Source organism: Nonomuraea fuscirosea (assembly GCF_003001935.1).
Taxonomy (GTDB): Bacteria; Actinomycetota; Actinomycetes; order Streptosporangiales; family Streptosporangiaceae; genus Nonomuraea; species Nonomuraea fuscirosea.
Genome location: NZ_PVNG01000002.1, coordinates 734686 through 755145, shown reverse-complemented (window position 1 = coordinate 755145; position 20460 = coordinate 734686). Strand labels below are relative to the sequence as shown.

General features: G+C 72.7%; 18 protein-coding genes. 5 read left to right on the top strand and 13 right to left on the bottom strand.

Annotation, left to right across the window (positions count from 1 at the left end):
* Positions 1-21 precede the first annotated feature (21 nt).
* The 4 genes from B0I32_RS06850 to B0I32_RS06835 all read left to right on the top strand — a co-directional run bounded on the left by B0I32_RS06850 (position 22) and on the right by B0I32_RS06835 (position 3967).
* A complete protein-coding gene (locus B0I32_RS06850; protein ID WP_106235933.1) occupies positions 22-1398 on the top strand; it encodes an MFS transporter in 1377 nt (458 codons plus the stop codon).
* Positions 1395-1829, top strand: coding sequence for a GAF domain-containing protein (locus B0I32_RS06845; RefSeq protein WP_106235932.1), 435 nt, complete (start codon positions 1395-1397; stop codon positions 1827-1829). Before B0I32_RS06850 ends, B0I32_RS06845 begins: the two co-directional genes overlap by 4 nt.
* Positions 1826-3049, top strand: coding sequence for a metal-dependent hydrolase family protein (locus B0I32_RS06840; protein ID WP_106235930.1), 1224 nt, complete (start codon positions 1826-1828; stop codon positions 3047-3049). Before B0I32_RS06845 ends, B0I32_RS06840 begins: the two co-directional genes overlap by 4 nt.
* A 129-nt stretch (positions 3050-3178) precedes the next feature.
* A complete protein-coding gene (locus B0I32_RS06835) occupies positions 3179-3967 on the top strand; it encodes an alpha/beta hydrolase (RefSeq protein ID WP_245955641.1) in 789 nt (262 codons plus the stop codon).
* A 12-nt stretch (positions 3968-3979) separates the two neighbouring features.
* Here B0I32_RS06835 and B0I32_RS06830 read toward each other — a convergent pair whose 3' ends face one another.
* From B0I32_RS06830 to B0I32_RS06815, 4 genes are all read right to left on the bottom strand, one after another.
* Positions 3980-6058, bottom strand: coding sequence for an endo-1,3-alpha-glucanase family glycosylhydrolase (locus tag B0I32_RS06830; RefSeq protein ID WP_106235928.1), 2079 nt, complete (start codon positions 6056-6058; stop codon positions 3980-3982).
* Between the two features lie 168 nt (positions 6059-6226).
* On the bottom strand, positions 6227-6889 hold the full coding sequence (locus B0I32_RS06825) for a GntR family transcriptional regulator (RefSeq protein WP_106235927.1): 663 nt from the start codon (positions 6887-6889) through the stop codon (positions 6227-6229).
* Positions 6886-8028: a CaiB/BaiF CoA transferase family protein gene (locus B0I32_RS06820; protein ID WP_106235925.1), complete on the bottom strand. Its 1143-nt coding sequence runs from the start codon at positions 8026-8028 to the stop codon at positions 6886-6888. Before B0I32_RS06820 ends, B0I32_RS06825 begins: the two co-directional genes overlap by 4 nt.
* Positions 8025-9458: an aldehyde dehydrogenase family protein gene (locus B0I32_RS06815; RefSeq protein WP_219911669.1), complete on the bottom strand. Its 1434-nt coding sequence runs from the start codon at positions 9456-9458 to the stop codon at positions 8025-8027. The genes B0I32_RS06820 and B0I32_RS06815 overlap by 4 nt, the downstream gene beginning before the upstream one ends.
* A 64-nt stretch (positions 9459-9522) precedes the next feature.
* Between B0I32_RS06815 and B0I32_RS06810 the strand changes: the two genes are divergently transcribed.
* Positions 9523-10686: an acyl-CoA dehydrogenase family protein gene (locus tag B0I32_RS06810; protein WP_106235921.1), complete on the top strand. Its 1164-nt coding sequence runs from the start codon at positions 9523-9525 to the stop codon at positions 10684-10686.
* 18 nt (positions 10687-10704) lie between these two features.
* Here the strand turns inward: B0I32_RS06810 and B0I32_RS06805 are convergent, their stop codons facing one another.
* The 9 genes from B0I32_RS06805 to B0I32_RS06765 are packed head-to-tail and all read right to left on the bottom strand — an operon-like array spanning position 10705 to position 20419.
* On the bottom strand, positions 10705-11769 hold the full coding sequence (locus tag B0I32_RS06805) for a C45 family autoproteolytic acyltransferase/hydrolase (protein WP_106235920.1): 1065 nt from the start codon (positions 11767-11769) through the stop codon (positions 10705-10707).
* Complete coding sequence (locus tag B0I32_RS06800) at positions 11766-12362, bottom strand: FMN-binding negative transcriptional regulator (RefSeq protein ID WP_106235918.1); 597 nt, start codon at positions 12360-12362, stop codon at positions 11766-11768. The genes B0I32_RS06805 and B0I32_RS06800 overlap by 4 nt, the downstream gene beginning before the upstream one ends.
* A gap of 5 nt (positions 12363-12367) precedes the next feature.
* Positions 12368-13354, bottom strand: coding sequence for a P1 family peptidase (locus B0I32_RS06795; RefSeq protein ID WP_245955640.1), 987 nt, complete (start codon positions 13352-13354; stop codon positions 12368-12370).
* A 23-nt stretch (positions 13355-13377) separates the two neighbouring features.
* On the bottom strand, positions 13378-14127 hold the full coding sequence (locus B0I32_RS06790) for an ABC transporter ATP-binding protein (protein WP_181307119.1): 750 nt from the start codon (positions 14125-14127) through the stop codon (positions 13378-13380).
* Positions 14124-15089, bottom strand: a complete 966-nt coding sequence (locus tag B0I32_RS06785; RefSeq protein WP_106235914.1) for an ABC transporter ATP-binding protein — start codon at positions 15087-15089, stop codon at positions 14124-14126. The genes B0I32_RS06790 and B0I32_RS06785 overlap by 4 nt, the downstream gene beginning before the upstream one ends.
* Entirely contained in the window at positions 15086-15904 is an 819-nt protein-coding gene (locus tag B0I32_RS06780; protein WP_106235912.1) for an ABC transporter permease, read from the bottom strand. Before B0I32_RS06780 ends, B0I32_RS06785 begins: the two co-directional genes overlap by 4 nt.
* Positions 15901-16869: an ABC transporter permease gene (locus B0I32_RS06775; RefSeq protein ID WP_106235910.1), complete on the bottom strand. Its 969-nt coding sequence runs from the start codon at positions 16867-16869 to the stop codon at positions 15901-15903. The genes B0I32_RS06780 and B0I32_RS06775 overlap by 4 nt, the downstream gene beginning before the upstream one ends.
* Positions 16870-16871: 2 nt before the next feature.
* Entirely contained in the window at positions 16872-18494 is a 1623-nt protein-coding gene (locus B0I32_RS06770; protein ID WP_106235908.1) for an ABC transporter substrate-binding protein, read from the bottom strand.
* A gap of 14 nt (positions 18495-18508) precedes the next feature.
* Positions 18509-20419: a primary-amine oxidase gene (locus B0I32_RS06765; RefSeq protein WP_106235906.1), complete on the bottom strand. Its 1911-nt coding sequence runs from the start codon at positions 20417-20419 to the stop codon at positions 18509-18511.
* Between the last annotated feature and the right edge of the window lie 41 nt (positions 20420-20460).

The following is a 20460-nucleotide window of genomic DNA, read 5'->3' as shown; positions in this document are numbered from 1 at the left end:
ACCTGGGGAAAGGTGTGTCAGATGACCTTGTTGGCCCGGCTGGACCGGCTCCCCCTGAGCCGTCCGCACTATCTCCTCCTCCTGATCGGCGGCCTCGGCTACACCTTCGACGGCATGGACTCCGCCGTCGTCGCGTTCCTGCTGCCGAGCGCCCAGGAGGCCTGGGACCTCTCCAACGGCCAGCTCGGCATCATCGGCTCGGCGACGCCGTTCGGGTTCCTGTTCGGCGCGACCGTGGCGGGCCTGCTCGGCGACCGCATCGGCCGCAAGAAGGTGATGATGTACGCGCTCGCCTTCTACGCCGTCTTCTCCGTCGTGGCCGCGTTCGCCCCGAACTACGAGATCTTCCTCGGCGCCCGCGTGCTGGCCGGAGCGGGCGCGGGGGCGGAGAGCGCGATCATCGCGCCGTTCCTGTCCGAGTTCGTGCCCGCCAACCGGCGCGGCTGGTTCATCGGCGCGCTGGCCGGCTTCTTCTCGTTCGGGTTCGTGATGGCGGCGCTGATCGGGCGGTTCGTGGTGCCGACGTTCGACGACGGCTGGCGGATCGCGCAGGTGGTCACCGCGCTGCCGATCGTCATGCTGCTGTGGTGGCGCCGCTCGCTGCCGGAGTCACCGCGCTTCCTGCTCCAGCAGGGCCGTACGGACGAGGCCGAGGCGGTGGTGGCCGACCTGGAGCGCCGCGTCGAACGAGCCACCGGCGCGCCGCTGCCACCGGTGCCCGACGCCGCCGTCGCGCCCGTGACGCACACGCCGAAGGTGAACCTGCTCAACGCGCTGAAGTTCCTGTGGAGCCCCGCCATGGCCAGGCGCACGGCGGTGATCTGGCTGGTGTGGTTCGTGATCACGTTCTCGTACTACGGGTTCTTCTCCTGGATCCCCACCCTGCTCGTGCAGCGCGGCATCACCGTGACCAAGAGCTTCGAGTTCTCGATCATCATCTATCTGGCCCAGATCCCCGGCTACTTCTCCGCCGCGTGGCTGTCCGAGCGGCTGGACCGCAAGAACACGATCGCGATCTACCTCGGCGGTTCGGCGGTCAGCGCCTTCTGGCTGTCGCAGATGGACTCGCCCGTCACCATCACGATCGCGGGCGCGGTGCTGTCGTTCTTCCTGAACGGCACGTACGCCGGCGTCTACTCCTACACCCCCGAGGTCTTCCCGACCTGGATCCGGGCGACCGGCTCCGGCCTGTCCAGCGCGTTCGGGCGGGTCGGCAGCATCCTGGCGCCGACGATCATCGGACTGTCGGCCGCCAGCCTCGGCTTCGCCGGCGTGTTCGGGCTGACCACGGCCGTGCTGGTGGCCGGGGTGGTGTGTGTGGTCGTGTTCGGTCTGGCCACGGCCGGGCGTTCACTGGAAGAGCTGACCGAATCCACCGCCGAGGAGGCGACCAAGTGATCGACGACCTGAACGAGCTGGAAGAGACGGTGCGCAGGGAGGTGGGCGTGCGGCTGTTCACCGTGCTGGCCTGGGTGCCGGAACGGCGGGCGCTGCGCCGCGTGCACAGCAGCCACCCCGTGGAGTACCCGGTGGGCGGCGAGAAGACCGTCGAGGTCGCCCAGGGCTGGCTGGCCACCTGCATCGAGCGGGGCGAGCCGTACTTCGGCCGCGACCGCGCGGCCGTACGGGAGATCTTCGCCGACCACGAGCTGATCGAGAGCCTCGGCTGCGGTTCGATCGTCAACGTGCCCGTGATCGGGACGGACGGCGGCGTGCTCGGCGTGCTCAACATCCTCGACGCCGAGGGCCGCTACGACGACGACTCCGTCGCCGCCGCCCGGGCCATCGCCGCGAAGGCCGCTCCCGCGCTGTCCGGAGGTGCCGCATGAGCCTGCTGCTGCGTAACGCCCTGCTGCTCGACGTGACGACCGGCGAGTACGCCGAAGGCGACCTGCGCTGCGCCGACGGCCGCGTCGCCGAGACGGGACGAGGGCTGCGCGCCCCCGACGGCACGCGGGTGATCGACCTGGCCGGCGCTCACGTCGTGCCCGGCCTGATCGACGCGCACGTGCACGTCACCGCCTCGACCGCGGACCTGGGCAGGCTCGGCTCCATGTCGCCCGCGTACGTCGCCGCGCACAGCGCCCGCATCATGGGCGGCATGCTCGATCGCGGCTTCACCACGGTCCGCGACTGCTCGGGCGCCGACTTCGGGCTCGCCGACGCCCAGGCGGAGGGCCTGATCCGGGGCCCGCGGCTGCTGTTCTGCGGCAAGGGGCTGAGCCAGACCGGCGGCCACGCCGACCTCCGCGGCCGGGGCGAGCACCTGAACGACGACCACCCGTGCTGCGCGGGTGTCGGGCGGGTGGTCGACGGGGCCGACGCGGTGCGCGCCGCCGCCCGCGACGAGCTGCGCAAGGGCGCGGACCACATCAAGGTGATGGCCTCAGGCGGCGTCGCCTCGCCGACCGACCGGATCGACTCGACCCAGTTCTCGGTGGACGAGCTGCGCGCCGCCGTCGAGGAGGCCGAGGCCGCCAACCGGTACGTCGCCGCCCACGCCTACACCGCCCGCGCCGTCAACCGGGCCCTCGACGCCGGGGTGCGCTCGATCGAGCACGGCAACCTGATCGACGACGCCAGCGTCGAGCTGTTCCTGCGGCACGACGCCTACCTGGTGCCGACGCTGGTGACGTACTGGGCGCTCAAGCAGGAGGGCCGCGAGTTCGGGCTGTCCGAGAGCAGCTGGCGCAAGGTGGACGACGTGCTGGACGCGGGCATCGTCGCGCTGGAACGGGCGGCGCGCGGGGGCGTGCGGCTGGCGTACGGGACGGACCTGCTCGGCGGCATGCACCGGCACCAGAACCACGAGTTCCGGCTGCGGGCCGAGGTGCAGCGGCCGATCGACGTGCTGCGGTCGGCCACCATCGGCGCGGCGGAGCTGGCCGGGCGGGCGGGCGAGCTCGGCACGCTGGCCGTGGGAGCGCACGCCGACCTGCTCGTGCTGGACGGGGACCCGCTGGCGGACATCGGCGTCCTCGCCGACCCGGCCAAGCACCTGCGCCACGTCGTCCAGGCAGGCGCGGTCGTCTCCTCGGCGAACTCGTGACCGCCGCCGCTCCTTCCCGGCTGTGACTCCCCGCCGCCGCACCACCTCGGACATGATCACCGCCGGCCGCGTGCTTCCGTAGGTGACCATCGCGGCCGGGTTGCGGGCGGTGTGCGTACCGTGGTTGTCGTGACTACGCTGACGCGCACCGCCCTGGTGGTCGTGGTCGTGCTGCTCCTGCTGCTCGGCCTGCTGTGGGTGTTCCAGCGGCGGCTCATCTACCTGCCCGACCGGGGCCCGGTGCCGCCGGCCGCCGAGGTGATCCCTGGGGCGCGCGACGTCTCGTTCACCACCCGCGACGGGCTCAGGCTCGCCGCCTGGCACGTGCCCGGCGACCGCGACGTGACCGTGCTGGTCACCGGCGGCAACGCGGGCAACCGGCTGCACCGCGCGCCCCTGGCCAGGGCGCTGGCCGCGTACGGGCTGCCGGTCCTGCTGATGGACTATCGCGGCTACGGCGGCAACCCGGGCAGCCCGACCGAGGAGGGCCTGTTCCTCGACGCGCTGGCCGCGCGCGACCTCGTCCGCACCTCGCGGGTGATCTACTTCGGCGAGAGCCTGGGCGCGGCGGTCGCGACCAGGCTCGCGCTGGAGCGGCGGCCGGACGGGCTGGTGCTGCGCTCGCCGTTCACCGACCTGGCCGCCGCCGGCCAGGTCAACTACCCGTTCCTCCCGGTACGCGCCCTGCTGCGCGACCACTTCCCCGTAGCGCGGGACATCGCCCGGGTCCGCGCCCCGGTCGTCGTCGTGTACGGCACCCGCGACACGATCGTCCCCCCGCGCCTGAGCCGGGCGGTGGCCGAGGCGGCGGACGCGACGACCGTGGAGGTGGCGGGGGCCGGGCACAACGACCTGGTCATGCTGAACGGCCCCGGCCTCGTGAACGCGGTGACCGACCTCGCGGAGCGCGTCCGGTGAGCGCCTGCCGGGTCAGGCGGAGCAGGCGGTGCCGCCGCCCGCGTGGTAGATCATGTCCTGGTAGGTGACGCCGGCCCTGATGGGCGTCGAGCTGCGCAGCGTCTGGACGGTGTCGCCGCCCCGGCGCAGCTCGAAGACCGGCGTCGTCCCCGGCACCATCGGCACCTTGAACGACACGACCCCGGCCGCGCGCACCCGCTTGCTCCGCACGTCCGAGCCCTGCGTGATCACCAGCTTGCCCGGCCCCTTCACGAACGCCAGCAGCTCCACCTGGTCCACCGGCCCCGGACCGGCCGCGATGGTGAACCCGCCGGCGGTCTGCCTGCTCCTGTCGTAGGGCGCGCCGGCCTTGTGGCCGCGGTGGAAGTAGTAGAGCGCGTCCCGGACGATCCGCGGCGCCGCGCCGGTCTTGAACCAGGTCGTGTAGTAGGCGTTGACGTCGGCGAGCGCGTGGCCGCGCGCCTTCGAGGGCGCCTGGTGCGACGCGCCGTAGTCGTTCCAGGTGACGAGCTGCACCCAGTCGGCGTCCCCCTTGATCGCCGCCCGCCACGAGCCGCGCAGCGTGCTGCTGTTGCGCGCCTCCCAGTAGCGCAGGTCCTTGACCCTGGTGTCCTCGAATCCGATCGGCGCCATGTACGTCAGCCCGCGCTTGTGCGCGGCCCTGGCCGCCTTGACGAAACCGCCGGTCACCCCCGGACGGTTGGCGCCCCAGGAGGAGTGGCCGTAGACGTACTCGTCCCACTCGGTCCTGCCGCGGCCGTCCCAGTAGCTGAAGATCGACATCAGCGACGTCCGCATGCCTCTGGCGGCCAGCGCCGCCTGGGCGGCCCGCCACCAGGAGGGCGGCTGGCGCTCGATCGTGTACGGCGCGAGCAGCACGCTCCCGTCGGGCAGCGTGAACAGCGATGGATGACCCTTGACCAGCAGGAGGTCCGAGATCATCTTGGTGTACGAGGCTCCGGCCGCGGCCGGGAAGCCGGGGCTGAGCACGATCCTGAACTGCGGGTCCACGGCCTCGGCGGCGTCGAGGAGCTGGGGCAGCTGGTTCCAGCGCTGGTCGCTGGAGGTGTGGTGCTGGTAGATGAACCCGTCGAGCCCCTGCGCGATGGCCTGGCGCACCTCGCGCTCGAAGTCGAGCCGCCGCCAGTGGGCCTCGGGCCGTACGGACCTGGTCAGCGGCCGATCCCGCAGGTAGCCGCCTCTGCTGCGGTAGAGGCCGCTGGAGCCGGCCGGGTCGAGCCAGGAGGCGTACTGGTCGTCCGCCGGGTCCTTGTTGTCGACCGAGACGGGGAAGGGCGGGAAGTAGAACGCGAACGCCTTCTTGGCCGAGGCGCGCAACGCGGCGGCCGAGGGCTTGTCGAAGGGCAGCGTGGCACAGGGGGTGGCGCCGGTGGTGTAGGTGATCGTGAGCTTGGGGCCGCGGTCGCCGCGCTGACGGGAGGAGTACAGCACCGTGGGCGTGCCGTCCGGCTGCGTGAGGGCGAAGGAGTAGGCGCCGTCACGGGAGATCGCCGGGGAGACGTCGAGGCGGACCGGCCGGCCGGCGGTGAAGCCGGTGTGCTTCGCGAGCACCTTCCCGAGCTCGGGGCGGGTCCGCCACGTGGTCGCGGTCTCGGTCCAGGCGCCGGACACCTCGCGCGCCGACAGCGTGGTCGCGGCGGTCCTGGTGGGGGTCAGCTCAAGGGTGGCGGTGACGTTCCCGGCGCCGGCCGGGATGCCGGAGACCCTGAACCTGGCGAGCGCGACCCGCCGGCCGGCGGCGGAGGATCCGCAGGTGGCGCCGCAGACGGACATCCACGTGGCGGCGCCGAAGCTCTTGGCCGGCTCCTCCTGGCTGACGAACACGTCGTCCAGGGCGGGCACGACCACCTTCGTGGGCGTCCCCGAAGAAGCGGGGGACGTTCCCGAGAGAGCGGGGGACGTTCCTGAGAAGGCCGGGGAAGCCGTGGCCTGTCCCGCGACGGACGCGGAAGGAGGGGACGCGGCCTCGCGCGCGGCCGCGGATAACGGCGCCGTCGCGCCGGTCGTGCCGACGGACACGACCAGCGTGAGCAGCGTGAAGATGCCCACCCGTCGTGGCTGGGGGAACATTGCCCTCCTCGTAGGGGTCCATTTTGAAGATCATCACAAGCTACTGCGGCGCGGCCGACAAAACGAGTGACTTTTCGAAATGAGATGAGTCAGACACCCGGGGGTGACGCAGCCCGCGTCACAGACCCCTCACGGCAGCGGCGGAGTGCCGGCGGCGAGCTCGGACGTTCAGGCGTTCAGGTACGGCTCCAGCTCGGCCACCGCGTGGTCGCGGTGCACGTTGAGCGTGGTCACGGCCTCGTCGGCGGACCCGCGGCGCAGGGCGTCGAGGGTGGCGCGGTGCTCCTTGACCACCCGCTCCCTGTTGCCGGCGTCGCCGTAGTACATCGACCGGTAGGCGTCGGTCGTGTCCCAGAGCGTGCGGATCATCCGGACCAGCCGCGGCATCCCCGCGCAGTCGAACAGGGTCATGTGGAAGACCCGGTTGGCGGTGGCCATGGACAGCACGTCACCCGCCGTCGCGGCCCGCTCGACCTCGTCCTGCGCCTCCGCCAGCCGGCGCAGGTCGGCGTCGGTGAGGCGGGCCACGGCCCGGCGCACGGCCTCCTCCTCCAGCAGTTGCCTGATGCGGTAGACCTCGCGCAGGTCGTCGAGGGAGAGCGTCTCGACGGAGTAGCCGCGGTGCGCCTCGTAGGTGACCAGCCCCTCGCCCTGCAGCGTCTTGAGCGCCTCACGCAGCGGGACGCGGCTGACCTGGAACTCCTCGGCCAGCGCGTCCTGCCTGATCGGGGCGCCGGGCCGCAGGCGGCCGGTGGTGATGGCGCGGCGCAGCTCGGCCAGCACGAACTGCTGGGCCGTGGGCGGCCTGCGTCGTGCCTCGTCCGGACTCACGGCCCCAATATCTCACGAACCCACGCGTCGTCCTGCCCGAGCGCGGGCGGCGGGCGGCGGTAGGAGGGCGGGGTGGCGCTCATGCGCACCGGGTTGGCGACCTGGCCGACGCCGTCGAGGTCGACGGCGGGCTCCAGGCCGAGGTCTTCGGCGAGGGCGAAGGCGGCGGCCAGGTCGTTGATCGGGCCGCACGGCACTCCGGCGGCGGTCAGCCGCTCGAACCACTCGTCGGCGCTCCGCCCGGCCAGGGCCTTGTCGAGGGCGGGCACGAGCGTCTCCCTGGCGGCCACCCGGGCGGCGTTGGTGGCGTAGCGGGGGTCGCCGGCCAGGTCGTCCCGGTCCAGGACGGCGCACAGAGCGCGGTACTGGCGGTCGTTCCCCGCCGCGATCACGATCGGCCGGTCGGCGGCCTGGAACACCTCGTACGGGACGATGCTCGGATGCCGGTTCCCCATCGCGCGCGGCACGACGCCGGCGGCGGCGTAGGCGGAGGAGTGGTTGGTGAGCGCCGACAACAACGACGACAACAACGACACCTCGACCCGCTGCCCGACCCCGCCGACGCGGCCGCCCTGGCCGGTGGTGTCGCGGTGGCGGAGGGCGGCCAGGATGCCGAGGGCCGCGTGCAGCCCCGTGATCACGTCCACCAGCGCCACCCCAGCCTTGGTGCCGGGCCCGCCGGGCTCGCCCGTGACGCTCATCAGCCCGCCGACGGCCTGCGCGATCAGGTCGTACCCGGGCAGACCAGCCCCGGCCCCCGACCCGAACCCGGTGATCGAGCAGTAGACCAGGCCCGGGTTGAGCTCCCGCAGCCTCTCGTAGCCGAGCCCGAGCCGTTCCATCGTGCCGGGCCTGAAGTTCTCCACCAGCACGTCGGCCCGCGCCGCCAGGGCCCGCGCGACCTCGGCGTCCGCGCGCAGGTCCAGCGCGATCGAGCGCTTGTTGCGGTTGACCCCGAGGAAGTACGTCGCCTCCCCCTCCGCGTACGGCGGCCCCCACGCCCGGGTGTCGTCCCCCGCCCCGGGCCGCTCGACCTTGACCACCTCGGCCCCCAGGTCGGCCAGGAGCATGGTCGCGTAAGGACCGGCCAGCACCCGGCTGAAGTCGGCCACGAGCAGCCCGGACAGCGCCCCGCTCACGCCGGCGCCCCGAGGTAGACGGTGACCGTCCTGGTGTAGAAGTCCCTGGCCGCCCGCCCCTGCTCCTTGGGCCCGAACCCGCTCTGCCTGGCCCCGCCGAACGGCACGTGCGGAAACGTCCCCGCCGACTCGGAGTTGACGTGCAGCACGCCCACCTCCAGCCCGTCGACCGCGCGCAGCGCCGCCCCGAGGTCCCGGGTGAAGATCGCCGCCGACAGCCCGTGGTCGCTGAGGTTCGCCAGCCCGAGCGCCTCCTCCGCGCTGCCCGCCCGTACGGCGCCCACCACGGGCCCGAACAGTTCGGTCCGCCAGAAGTCCACCCCGGTCCCCGGCAGGTCCAGCAGGGTAGGCGGCGTGAACCAGCCGTCGCGCTCCAGCGGCGCGCCGCCCGCCAGCGGCTTGGCCCCCTCCCCCACGGCCCGCGCGACCCCGGCCGTGACGCGCTCGCGGGCGGCCGCGCTGACCAGGGGGCCCATCTCGACGCCGCTGTCCAGCGGGTCGCCGACGACGAGCCGCGCGGCCCGGTCCGCGACCCGTTCGAGCAGGTCGTCCGCCACCTGGTCGGCCACGATGAGCCGGGAGGTGGCCGTGCACTTCTGCCCGGTCGAGCGGAAGGCGCCGAGGCAGACCTGCTCGGCGGCGTGGTCGAGGTCGGCGTCGGCGAGCACGATGGAGGCGTTCTTGCCGCCCATCTCGGTCTGCACCGGCTTGCCCAGTTCGCCGCAGCGGGCGATGACGGCCCGGCCGACGGCGGTGGAGCCGGTGAACGACACCGCGTCCACGCCCGGATGGCCCACGACGGCCGAGCCGGCGTCGGCCTCGCCGTAGACGAGGTTGAGCACGCCGTCGGGCAGCCCGGCGGAGGTCAGCGCCCAGGCCAGCCGGTAGGCGAGCAGCGGCACCAGCGAGGACGGCTTCCACACCACGGCGTTCCCGTACGTGAGCGCGGGCGCGATCTTCCAGGCCGGGATGGCGATCGGGAAGTTGAACGGCGTGATCAGCCCAGCCACGCCGATCGGCTTGCGGACGACGAGCACGTTCTCGCCGGGGCGCGGGGAGGCGAAGATCTCGCCGCTCTCCCGGTCGGCCTCGCCGGCGTAGTACCGCATGATCCGGGCCGCGCCCTGAACCTCCGCGACCGCCTCGGGCAGCGTCTTGCCCTCCTCGCGGGCCAGCTCGGCGCCCCACTCGCCGGCGTGGCCCGCGACGAGGTCGGCGGCGGCGGTGAGCACGGCGGCGCGGGCGTGGTGCGGGGTCGCCGCCCAGCCGGGCGCGGCCCGCCCGGCCGCCGCGACGGCCCGCTCCACCTCGGGCACGGACGCGAACCGCCCGCGCGCCACGACCTCGGAGGGCCGTGCCGGGTTGGTGTCGGTGAACTCCTCGCCCGCGCCCTCGACCCAGCGGCCACCGATGAGATTCAGAACGTCCATGGTCAACGCACCCTAACTGTGCCATATTGGATTTTCAATATTGGATCCAAAATACGGAGCGGGAATGATCGCACCCACCACCCTCTTCGCCCTCGACACCCTGTTGACCGACGAGGAACGCGAGATCAGGAACACGGTCAGGCTCGTGTGCGACCGGGAGATCCGCCCGCAGGTCGCCGGCTGGTTCGAGGCCGGGGAACTGCCCGCGCGGGAGCTGGCCCGCACGCTCGGCTCCCTCGGCGTGCTCGGCATGCACCTCGACGGCTACGGCTGCGCGGGGATGGGCGCGGTCTCGTACGGGCTGGCCTGCCTGGAGCTGGAGGCGGCCGACTCCGGCCTGCGCAGCCTGGTCTCGGTGCAGGGCTCGCTGGCCATGTACGCCATCTGGAAGTACGGCAGCGAGGAGCAGAAGCAGGAGTGGCTGCCCGCGATGGCGGCCGGCGAGCGCATCGGCTGCTTCGGCCTGACCGAGCCCGACTTCGGCTCCGACCCCGGCGGCATGCGGACCACGGCCAAGCGCGAGGGCGGCGACTGGGTGCTGAACGGCACCAAGCTGTGGATCACCAACGGCTCGGTGTCGGACGTGGCGGTGGTCTGGGCCCGCACCGACGAGGGCGTCAGGGGCTTCCTGGTCCCCGCGGGAACCCCCGGCTTCACCGTCAACGACGTCAAGCACAAGATCTCGCTGCGCGCGAGCGTGACCAGCGAACTGGTGCTCGACGGGGTACGCCTGCCGGCCGCGGCGATGCTGCCCGGCGCCAGGGGCCTGTCCGGGCCGCTCGGCTGCCTGAACGAGGCCAGGTTCGGGATCGTGTTCGGGGCGATGGGGGCGGCGCTGGACTGCCTGGAGGCCACCCTCGCCTACACCGCCCAGCGGGAGGTGTTCGCCCGGCCGCTGTCGTCGTACCAGCTGACCCAGGAGAAGCTCGCGGACATGGCGCTGGAGCTGGGCAAGGGCCTGCTGCTCGCGGTGCACCTCGGCCGGCTGAAGGAGGCCGGCACGCTCACCCCCGAGCAGGTGAGCCTGGGCAAGCTGAACAACGTGCGCGAGGCCCTGGAGATCGCCAGGAAGTGCCGCACGCTGCTCGGAGCGAGCGGCATCACCCTCGAATACCCCGTGATCAGGCATTCGGTGAACCTGGAGTCCGTGCTGACCTACGAGGGGACCTCGGAGATCCACTCGCTGGTCATCGGCAAGGCGCTCACCGGCATCCCGGCGTTCAAATAGAGCCTTCAAGCAGAGCGCTCAGAAGGTCTGCCAGGTCGCCTCGGTGACCTGGCACGGCCCGCCCTGGTGCACCCGCAGCCGCCCGGCGGGCAGGTCGAGGCCGATCGTGGCGAGCGTCTCCCAGCGCTGGTTGAGCGGCTGGGTCAGGTCGGGGTGGGCGCAGACGGGCGCGGCGCCGGGAGCGTGCGCGAGCATGGCCAGCGCCCGCGCGTTGAGGTCGGGGTCGCTGAGCTCCTCGACGTGCTCGTGCAGGTGCCGCAGCCGGTCGTAGGTGCCGGGCCGCTCGGTGGCGTGCCGCTCCCCCGCCGCCAGGTCCGCGTCCAGGAAGTGATTGCAGTGCTGCAGGACCCCGCCGGGGTCCGGCGGGATGACGGCCACCCCGGCCGGTGAGATCTCGATCGAGGCCGCGTCGTCGGCGGTCACGGCCGTGATGACGCTGGAGGCGGAGACCGGGGCCGAGCGGGCGATGTCCGCGGCCTGCTCGACGGTGGCCGCCTCGTCGAGGATGCGGCGGGCGATCAGGTGGACGGGCACGCCGGTCTCGGCCGTGTCGGCGTCGTGGCGCAGGATGTTGAAGTGCACGCCGAGGCCCGCCGTGTTGACGCCGATCTTGGCCAGCACTCCTGCCTCGGTGAACGTGCGCACGACGTGGCCGGGCCGCGGCTCCAGCTCCCACAACATCGGCGCGTCACGCAGGTGGTCGTGCCAGTCCCAGGTCTGCACCGTACGCGGCGGGCCGTCCTGCGGCAGCACGACGGAGGTCGAGCACTCGCCGTGGCCGACCGCGTCGATGCCGGCCAGGATCTCGGTGCGGGCGTTGACCACGGCGACCTGCCAGGGGTCCAGCCCGGCGCCGGCCGCGATCCCGGCCATCTCGTCCGCCAGCGACGGCGCCCACGCGGCGCTGCGGTCGAGCGCCCGCTCGCCCCACGCGCGCACCTGCTCGGGGGTGGCGCCGGCCACCGCGAACAGCTCGCCGTAGCCGGTGAGGTTGGCGACGATGCGCTTGCGCAGATGGGTGCCCAGTTCTTTGCCGCGGGCCCGGGGGTCGGTCTGGCTGGACGTAAAGCAGGGAAATGTCATGACCTGTCCATCAAGTCGGCGAGCCGCGGGTTCTCCGCGGCGAAGGAGTCGCGGACGCGGGCGTACCGCTCGGCGTCGATGTCCTGGCTCAGCTTGAACATGCTCTGCACGGTACGCACGTGCACCCGGAAGGCCACTACCCCCGGCAGCAACGCGCGGAACCTCTCCCGCGAGGCCGGGGTCGCCTCCCAGGACGGGCGGCGGCCCGACTCCACGGCCTCGACCGTGCGCTCCACCACCTCAAGGGCGTCGTCGAGCAGCTCCAGCCGGCCGGTCACGTGCACCGCCGCGTAGTCCCAGGTCGGGACGGCCGGGTCGGTGGCGTACACGGTGGGCGAGACGTAGCCGTGCGGCCCCTGGAAGATCACCAGCACCTCCGGCGAAGACTCCCAGGAGCGCCAGTGCGGGTTGGCGCGGGCCAGGTGCCCGAGCAGCGTGCCGCCCTCGACGTGGTCGCCCTCCAGGATCACGGGCACGTGCGTGGCCACCGGCGCGCCGTCCGTGGCGCTCACGACCAGCGCGAACGGGTTCTCCCTGACCAGCAGGTCCACCTGCGCCGGATCCGGGGCCGCGTAGCGGGGAAAGGTGTACATCCCGGCTACTCCGCCGCGCTCAGGATCGCGTCCCAGGCGACCTCGGAGGCCAGCGTGCCGAGGCCGGTCGGCTTGACGCCGGTCAGCTCGACCTCGTCGGTCGTCATCGCGAACATCGTGTCGCCGTCCGTCAGCGTGTGGAACGGCTGGATGCCCCGGTGCATCGAGCTGTGCACCTGGCGGCCCACCTGGAGCAGCTCCACGTCCGTCAGCCGGACGTTGGTGATCATCACGGTCAGCGTGGTGTTGCCCATGACGGACGGTGCGCCGTCGCCGATCGCCGCGGCGTAGTCGGCGCTCGGGTGGCGGCGCTCCCCGAGGTCGGCGTGGTAGTTGCCGCGCACGACCCGGCCCTGCCGGTCGATCACCGCGCCCACCGAGTTGACCACCGTCGCCACCAGCACCTTGGCCTCGCCGAACGTGCCGAACGCGGCCCCCTGACCGGCGAACTCCGCCCGGCCGAAGTCCACCTTGCCGGCGCTCGCCGTCCGGCCCGCGCCGCACCGGCCCACCGGGAACGCGCCCTCGACCGCGTTGCGCAGCGCGGCCCGGCCCAGCTCGGCGTCCGGGTAGACGGCGGTGTCGCGGCAGGAGAAGTCGTAGATCACCGCCCCGGACACCAGCTGCAGCTCGTCCCACTTGGTGCGGTTGTCCCGGCGGGCCAGCAGCTCGTCGCTGACGCCCGCCGCCGCGGCCAGCCCGTACACCGAGCCGCCCGCCAGGCAGATCGCGTGGTTGAAGTCGTAGCCGCCGCTCATGCCGACCGCGCCGCCGCGCGCGTCCACCGCCGTGCGGGCGCCCGCGGGCAGGTGGACGACGGTGCAGCCGGTGGGGCCCTCGCCGTACTCGGCCGTGCCGACGAACACGCCGGGCAGGTCGAACGCGACCGAGGCGCGCCCGGGGCTGGGCTGCGGGGTCAGCGGCAGGTCCGCGTTGCGCGGCCCGCCCGGCGCGAACTCCGACGGGGTCGCCGGGCGCGGGTCCGCACTCACAGCGTCTCTCACAGCGTCGTCTCTCATAGGGCCTCCAGAAGCTGCTTCGAATACTCGTGTGAAGGGGCGGTGTAGAAGGTGGCCGTCTCGGCGGTCTCCACGATCTCGCCCGCCCGCATGACCGCGATGCGGTCGGCGACGTAACGCACCGCGCCCAGGTCGTGGGAGATGAACAGGGCGCTGAAGCCGTACTCGCCCTGCAGGTCCTTGATCAGGTTGAGGATCTGCACCTGGACGGAGACGTCCAGCGCGCTGACGGCCTCGTCGAAGACGATGAAGCCCGGCCTGGTGACCAGCGCGCGGGCGATCGAGACGCGCTGGCGCTGGCCGCCGGACAGCTCGTGCGGATAGCGGCCGGCGAAGGCCGCCTCCAGGCCGACCTGCTCCAGCACCTCGGTGACCGCGTCGCCCGCGCGGCCGTCTTCGAGGCGGCCGAGCACCGCCAGCGGCTCGGCGACGCTCTGGCCGACGCGCATGCGCGGGTTGAGCGACCAGTGCGGGTGCTGGAGCACGGCCTGCATGCGGCCGGCCAGCTCGCGCCGCCGTCTGGGGAACGGGCGCCCGCCGAACCTGACGGTGCCGGCCGTGGGACGCTGCAGGCCGAGGGCGACCCGGCTGGTGGTCGTCTTACCGGAGCCCGACTCGCCGACCAGGCCCAGCGTCTCGCCCTCGGCGACCGACAGCGTGACGTGCCGCATCGCGTCGAGGTGGATGCGCCGGAACGGCGGCCCCGCGGCGAAGGTGACGGTGACGTCGTCGAGTTCGAGGATCACGCCTTCACCTCCGACACGGCGTCGCCCTGCGACAGGCGGCCCTCCAGCTCTCCCGCCCGGTGGCACAGGACGTCCTGCTCGCGGACGCGGACCGGGACCGGGCGTTCGTGCTCGCAGCGTTCCTCCGCGAACGGGCAGCGCGGCGCGAAGGCGCATCCGGCGGCCGGGCCCTCCAGCACGGGCGGGCGGCCGGGCACCGGATGGAGCCGGACGCCGTGGGGCGCGGCGGCGGGAGCCGAGCCCGCCAGCGCCGCCGTGTAGGGATGGGCCGGATCGCCCAGCACCCGGCGGGCGGGGCCGCTCTCGACGACGCGCCCGCCGTACATGACCGCGACCCGGTCGCAGCGGCGGGCCACGGCGGGCAGGTCGTGGCTGAGCCACAGGATGCCCGTGCCCGCCTCGGCGGCCAGCGAGAACACCACGTTCGACACCTCCTCGCGCACCTGGCTGTCCAGGGCGGCGGTCGGCTCGTCGGCGACGAGCAGCTCGGGCGAGGTGGCCATGGCCATCGCGATGGCCACCCGCTGCGCCATACCGCCGGAGAGCTGGTGCGGGTAGGCGCGCAGCACCCGGGGGTCGTCCAGCCTGACCCGTCCCAGGTGGAAGCGCACGTCGCCGTCGCGCCCGAGCACCAGCCGGAGCTGGGCGCCGACGCGCATGGTCGGGTCGAGCGAGGCGATCGGGTCCTGGAAGACGAACCCGAGGTGTCTCCTGCGCAGGTGGCGCAGCCGGGCGGCGGGCAGCTCGAACACCGGCTCCCCGGCGACCAGCACCTCCCCGTCCGTCCGCCGCGCCGACGTGGGCAGCAGCCGGCCGACGGCGGAGCCGAGCGTGGACTTGCCCGATCCGCTCTCGCCGACCAGCCCGAGGCTCTCCCCCTGCTCCAGGGTCAGATCGGCGCCGTCGAGGGCCCGGGTGCGCGGATAGTCGATCACCAGATTCCGTACCGAGAGCAGGCTCACGTCAAGGTCCTCGTCTCCCTGGGTTCGAGCCGGTCGCGCAGCCCGTCGCCGACCACATTGATCGCCAGGATCGCCGCCACCAGCACGACCCCCGGGCCGAGGATCAGCCAGGGCGCGGCGATCATGTACGTGCCGCCCTGCTGGATGAGCACGCCGAGCGAGGCCTGCGGCGGCTGCACCCCGAAGCCGAGGAAGCTCAGCCCGCCCTCGACCGCGATGCCGACCGACAGCGCGTACGTGCCCTGCACCGCGATCGTGCCGGCCACGTTCGGCAGCACGTGCCGGACGAGCACGCGCGGCAGCCGGGCGCCGCTGATGACGGCCGAGGTGACGTAGTCGCGCTGCGAGACGGCCACGGCGGCGGCCCGCACCAGCCGGGTCATCAGCGGGATCGTCACCAGCACGATGCTGGCCAGCGCCGCCGTCTGGCCGGGGCCGAGCACGGCGGCGACCAGGATGGCCAGCACGATGGCCGGGAAGGAGTAGAGCACTTCCACCAGGCGCATCACCAGTTCGTTCAGGTAACCGCCACGGTATCCGGCGACGATGCCGAACGTCGCGCTCAACGCCGCCGTGACCAGCACCGCGACGGACGACAGCAGCAGCGTCGTGCCCACGCCCTCCATGACGCGCGGCAGCACCGGGCGGCCCAGGTTGTCGGTGCCCAGCCACCAGCCGGAGCCAGGGGGCTGCAGCCGGGGGCCGACGATCGCGTCCGGATCCCCGCCGGCCCCGATCAGCGAGCCCAGCGCGAACACCACCAGGACCAGCAGCGTGACCAGCCCGCCGATGGACAGCCGATCCAGTCTTCTCACGAGCGCCTCCCCGCCATGACGCCGAGCCGGGGGTCGAGCATCCCGACCAGCAGGTCGATGAGCACGTTCATCACGATGAACACCCCGGCCGCCAGCAGCACCCCGGCCTGCACCACCGCGTAGTCGCGGCGGCCGACGGCCTGCACGATGTAGGAGCCGACGCCGGGCAGGTTGAAGACGTGCTCCACGATCAGCGCGCCGCCCAGCAGGTACGCGGTCGTGGTGCCGATCAGCGTGACCACGGGGGTGGCGGCGTTGCGCAGGATGTGGTGCCTGACGATGAACCAGGGCGACTCCCCGCGCCCGACGGCGGCCGTGACGTACGGCTCGACCAGCACGCCCATGACGGCGTCGCGGGTGGTCCTGGCGGTCACCGAGATGGAGAAGACCGACAGGACGGCCGCGGGCAGGATCATCGTGGCCAGGTTCGCCGCCGGGTCCTGGGTGAGCGGCACCCAGGAGCCGACCTTGAGGCCGAGAGCGTACCGGGAGAAGACGAACACCACCAGGCTGCCCAGCACGAACTCGGGCACGCTGACGCCCAGCCCGCTGAGCAGCCGCCCGGCCGCGCCGCCGCCCTCGGGGCGGGCGCGCACGGCGGTCAGCACGCCCAGCGGCACCCCGGCCAGCACGCTCGCCAGCACGGCCAGCACCGTCAGCTCGGCCGTGACCGGCAGCCGGGCCAGCAGCTCCGCGCCCACCGGCTGGCGGCTGATCATGGAGACGCCGAAGTCGCCGCCCGCCACGGCCGAGAGCCAGTGCCCGTACTGCAGGAAGACCGCCTGGTCCAGCCCGTAGCGGGCGGCCAGCTCGGCCTTCTGCTCGGCGGTGGCGAACGGCCCGAGCACGGTCTCCGCGAAGCCGCCCGGCATCAGCCGTACGGCGGCGAAGATGAGGACCGAGACGCCCAGCAGCGTGGCGGCCGAGCTGAGCGCCCGGCCGGACCACCACATCAGCAGCCGCATAATTATTGGGTCTTCTTCACGCGGGCGTCGGCGACCAGGCGCAGCACGTTGCCGTAGCCCTCGGTGGCGTACAGGCTCGGGCTGAGCGCGTCGGTCCTGAACGCGACCGTGGCCGGGCGGGTGACCAGCGGGATCATCTGCGCGTCCGCGTCCGCCTTGGCGCACACGGCGGTCAGCGCCTGATCCCTGGACGGCCCGGCCGGCTCCTTGCCCGCCGCGTCGATGAGCGTGTTCAGCTCCTTGTCCGGCTTCATGAAGCCGACGTTGAAGCCGGCCGTCTCCGGGTTCCACCACTTGGTGACCATGCCGGGGTCGGCGTAGCCGGCGAACCAGGACAGGGCGGCGTCGAAGTCGGCCGGCGCCTTGCCGTACACCTTGCCCGACCAGCTCGCCTCGTCCATCTGCTCGATCTTGACGGTGATGCCGGCCTGCTGCAGGTTCTGCTGGATCACCTGCGCGACCGCCGGGGCCGGCTCGGTGGAGAAGATGGTGAGCGTGAACGACAGATCCTGCGCGCCGGCCTCGGCGAGCAGCGCCTTGGCGTCGTCCACGCTCTTGGCCGCCGACGGCAGCGCGGCCGGGTCGCAGGCGCCGGGCAGGCCCGCCGGGGTGATCGCGGTCGGCTTGCCCTGGCCGCCCAGCGCGACGTCCGCGATCTGCTGGTTGTCCAGCGCGATGGCGATGGCCTGGCGCACCTTCGGGTCGGCCAGCTTCGAGCCCGGCTTCAGGCTGTTCAGCATCAGGTAGTAGAAGTCCGTCGTGGCCTGCGTACCGACCTGGACGTTCCCGGCTCCGGCCAGCATCGTGGCCGAGTCCACGTTGCCCAGGGTCGCCAGGGCGGCGCTGCCGTTCTGCAGCGCGGCGATGCGCGCGGCCTCCTCGGGGGCGATCGTGATGTTCAGCGCGTCGGCCGCGGGCTTGCCCTTGTTCCAGTACTGGTCGTTGCGCTTGAACGCCCACGACACGTCCTGGCGGTGGTTCTCGACCACGTACGGGCCGGTGCCGAGCAGCGTGGTGGCCGGATCGACCGACTTGTCGTCGATCTCCTTCATCGGCAGCACCGCCGCGGGCACGTTGGCCAGCGCCGTCAGGAACGGCGTGTACGGCTCGCTCAGCGTCACCTTCACCTCGCCGTCGCCGTCCGCGGTCACCGACTTGACCGGGCCGAGCTGCCCGCGCCACACCGACTTGGAGGCCAGCAGCCGCTTGAGGCTGCCCACCACGTCGTCGGCCGTCATCTCCCTGCCGTTGGCGAACCGGACGCCCTTACGCAGGTGGAAGACGTACTCGGTGGGGCTCGGCGTGTCCCACTTCTCGGCCAGCAGCGGCTGCACGGAGAAGTCGGGGCCCACCGTGACCAGCGTCTCGTAGGACAGCGACAGCAGCTGCCAGGTGGTGGCGACGTCGGCGAGCTGCGGGTCGTACCCGGTGGCGGCGCCGCTGTCGATGTGGACCTGGAGGTTGAGCGTGCCTCCCGAAGGGAGGGACTGGTCGGCGAGCGCGAGGTAGCCGGGGGCGGCGCTCTGCTGCGCCGCGGCCGTCGGGCTGGTGGTCGTTCCGGTGGCGGCGCAGGCCGAAGCCAGCAGGGCGGCCGCGACACCGCAGGCCAGGCGTAGGTTACGCATGGGCCTCTTCTCCTCTAGTGACAGGAACGTTCGGCGGCGCTCGGCGGTACGTCGAGCGTGGGGTTGCGGTCGAAGAACCCGACCGGCTTGAGGACGAACCCGCAGGTGTCGACCGGCATGATCGGCCAGTCCTCGGTGCGGGGAAAATGCGTCAGGCCGAACGTGTGCCACAGCACGATGTCCTGCCCGTCGATGTCGCGGTCGGCCCTGGTGTAGGCGGGCAGGCCCGCGCCGCCGGGATGCTGGTTCACCAGGTCTCCGGCGGGATAGCGCTCTGCGGGGTGGTAGCGGGTGACCCACAGATGTCTGGTGGCGAACTCGGCCCTTTCGTGGATGCTCGACCCCGGCGTGGCCAGCAGCGTCGGCCTGCCCTCGGCGTGCAGCGCGTAGCCGACGGGGCGGCCCAGCCGGTTGCGCACGTCCGGGTTGACGACGTGCCAGGTGCGCTCCGCCTTCAGGTCGGCGTCCCGGACGGCCTCGCGTTCGGTGCGCAGGCGGGTGACGGCGCGGCGGATGACGCTCCCGTACGGGTTGTCCTGGCCGGCCGGCGGGATGTCCACCTCGACCTCGTCCACGGCGTTGGCCACGCCGTCCACCGTCATGTCCAGCCGGGCCCCGAACAGGTGCTGGTGGTACGGGGCCGCCAGCCCCGGCGCCACCTCCGACGCGTACGGCGCGGCCCGCTCGTCGTAGGCGCCGGTGAAGACGATGCCGGTGGCCTTGACCTCCAGCTCGATGGTGCCGTCCAGGTAGAGGTACCAGTAGAAGCCGTAGTCGTAGTTGCCCACCGTCACGAAGAACGAGATCACCAGGCGGCGCTGCCTGCGCGTCTCCCTGGAGCCGTTGGCCGGGTCGGTGTGCTTCCACAGCACGCCGTAGTCCTCCTCGTGCATGCAGATCGCGTTCGTGATCACCTTGGGCAGGCCGGCGCCGTCCGTGACGACGGCGTCGAAGTAGGTGATCTCGCCGAGGCAGTCGCAACCGAGTTCGAGGGAGTTGGCCAGCTTGCCGAGCTGGTACTCACCGGTGTCGAAGTAGTTCTGCCAGAAGCGGATCGGGCTCGGGTCGCCGTACGGGACGACCATCTCGGCCACCGAGGCCCGGTACACGATCGGGCGGACCCGGCCGCCGTCCTCGAACCCGATCCGGTGCAGTGTCAGGCCCTCGCGCATGTCGTAGCCGAGGCGCAGGCTCCACTTCTCCCACCGCACCAGCGGGCCGTCCACGGTGAAGCTGGGGCCGTCCGGCTGGGTGATGTGGATGGGTTTCTGCGTGGTGCGGAAGGGGCCGTGGCCGTAGTCGCCGGACTCCTGGGGGATCGGCTGGGGGCCGGTGTCCACGATCTCCAGGACCTCGCCCTTGACCAGGTCCACGTACGCGACCAGGCCGTCCACCGGGTGGGCCCAGGGCAGGCTCTCCGGCGTGGGCATGACGTGCGCCAGCACCCTGGCCACCCGCCGTCCCTCCTCCTCGGCCAGCCCGAAGTGGCCGGCGCTGAGCGCGGCCAGGTAGACGCCCTGCGGGTCGTCGATGCCGCGCCTGGCCAGCGCCTCGGCCCAGGCGGCGTCCGCGCGCAGCACCCGCCGGACCAGCGCGTGCTCCTCGTCCAGCATCGGCACCTGGCCGTCGATCGCGGGGTCGATCGGCTCGCGCGACTCCACCCGGCCCGCGCCGATGGAGACGACCACGTCCAGCGCCGCCTCGGTGGCCAGGTCGAGCAGGAACGCACGGGCCCGGCGAGTGACGGGGTCGCCCGGCCGGTACGCCAGCACCTCGCCCTTCGGCGGCTCCTCCAGACCGAGATAGGCCACCCGGGCCGTCTCCGTCAGCAGCCCTTCGGCCACCAGAATCCGTCTGACCTCGTCGATCTCCCGCGCGGCGAGCGGGTCGAGAGGGTGGGGGTGCTTCCCGGTGGACAGGTGCAACGTTCCGCCCCTTTCTGCTGCCGGAACGTTCCGGCAAGTTT

Bases quoted from the DNA above. Each gene is read 5' to 3' on its own strand.
- B0I32_RS06850 (WP_106235933.1), top strand. From the start codon at position 22: ATGACCTTGTTGGCCCGGCTGGACCGGCTCCCCCTGAGCCGTCCGCAC.
- B0I32_RS06840 (WP_106235930.1), top strand. From the start codon at position 1,826: ATGAGCCTGCTGCTGCGTAACGCCCTGCTGCTCGACGTGACGACCGGC.
- B0I32_RS06830 (WP_106235928.1), bottom strand. From the start codon at position 6,058: ATGTTCCCCCAGCCACGACGGGTGGGCATCTTCACGCTGCTCACGCTG.
- B0I32_RS06815 (WP_219911669.1), bottom strand. From the start codon at position 9,458: ATGGACGTTCTGAATCTCATCGGTGGCCGCTGGGTCGAGGGCGCGGGC.
- B0I32_RS06810 (WP_106235921.1), top strand. From the start codon at position 9,523: ATGATCGCACCCACCACCCTCTTCGCCCTCGACACCCTGTTGACCGAC.
- B0I32_RS06805 (WP_106235920.1), bottom strand. From the start codon at position 11,769: ATGACATTTCCCTGCTTTACGTCCAGCCAGACCGACCCCCGGGCCCGC.
- B0I32_RS06800 (WP_106235918.1), bottom strand. From the start codon at position 12,362: ATGTACACCTTTCCCCGCTACGCGGCCCCGGATCCGGCGCAGGTGGAC.
- B0I32_RS06775 (WP_106235910.1), bottom strand. From the start codon at position 16,869: ATGCGGCTGCTGATGTGGTGGTCCGGCCGGGCGCTCAGCTCGGCCGCC.
- B0I32_RS06770 (WP_106235908.1), bottom strand. From the start codon at position 18,494: ATGCGTAACCTACGCCTGGCCTGCGGTGTCGCGGCCGCCCTGCTGGCT.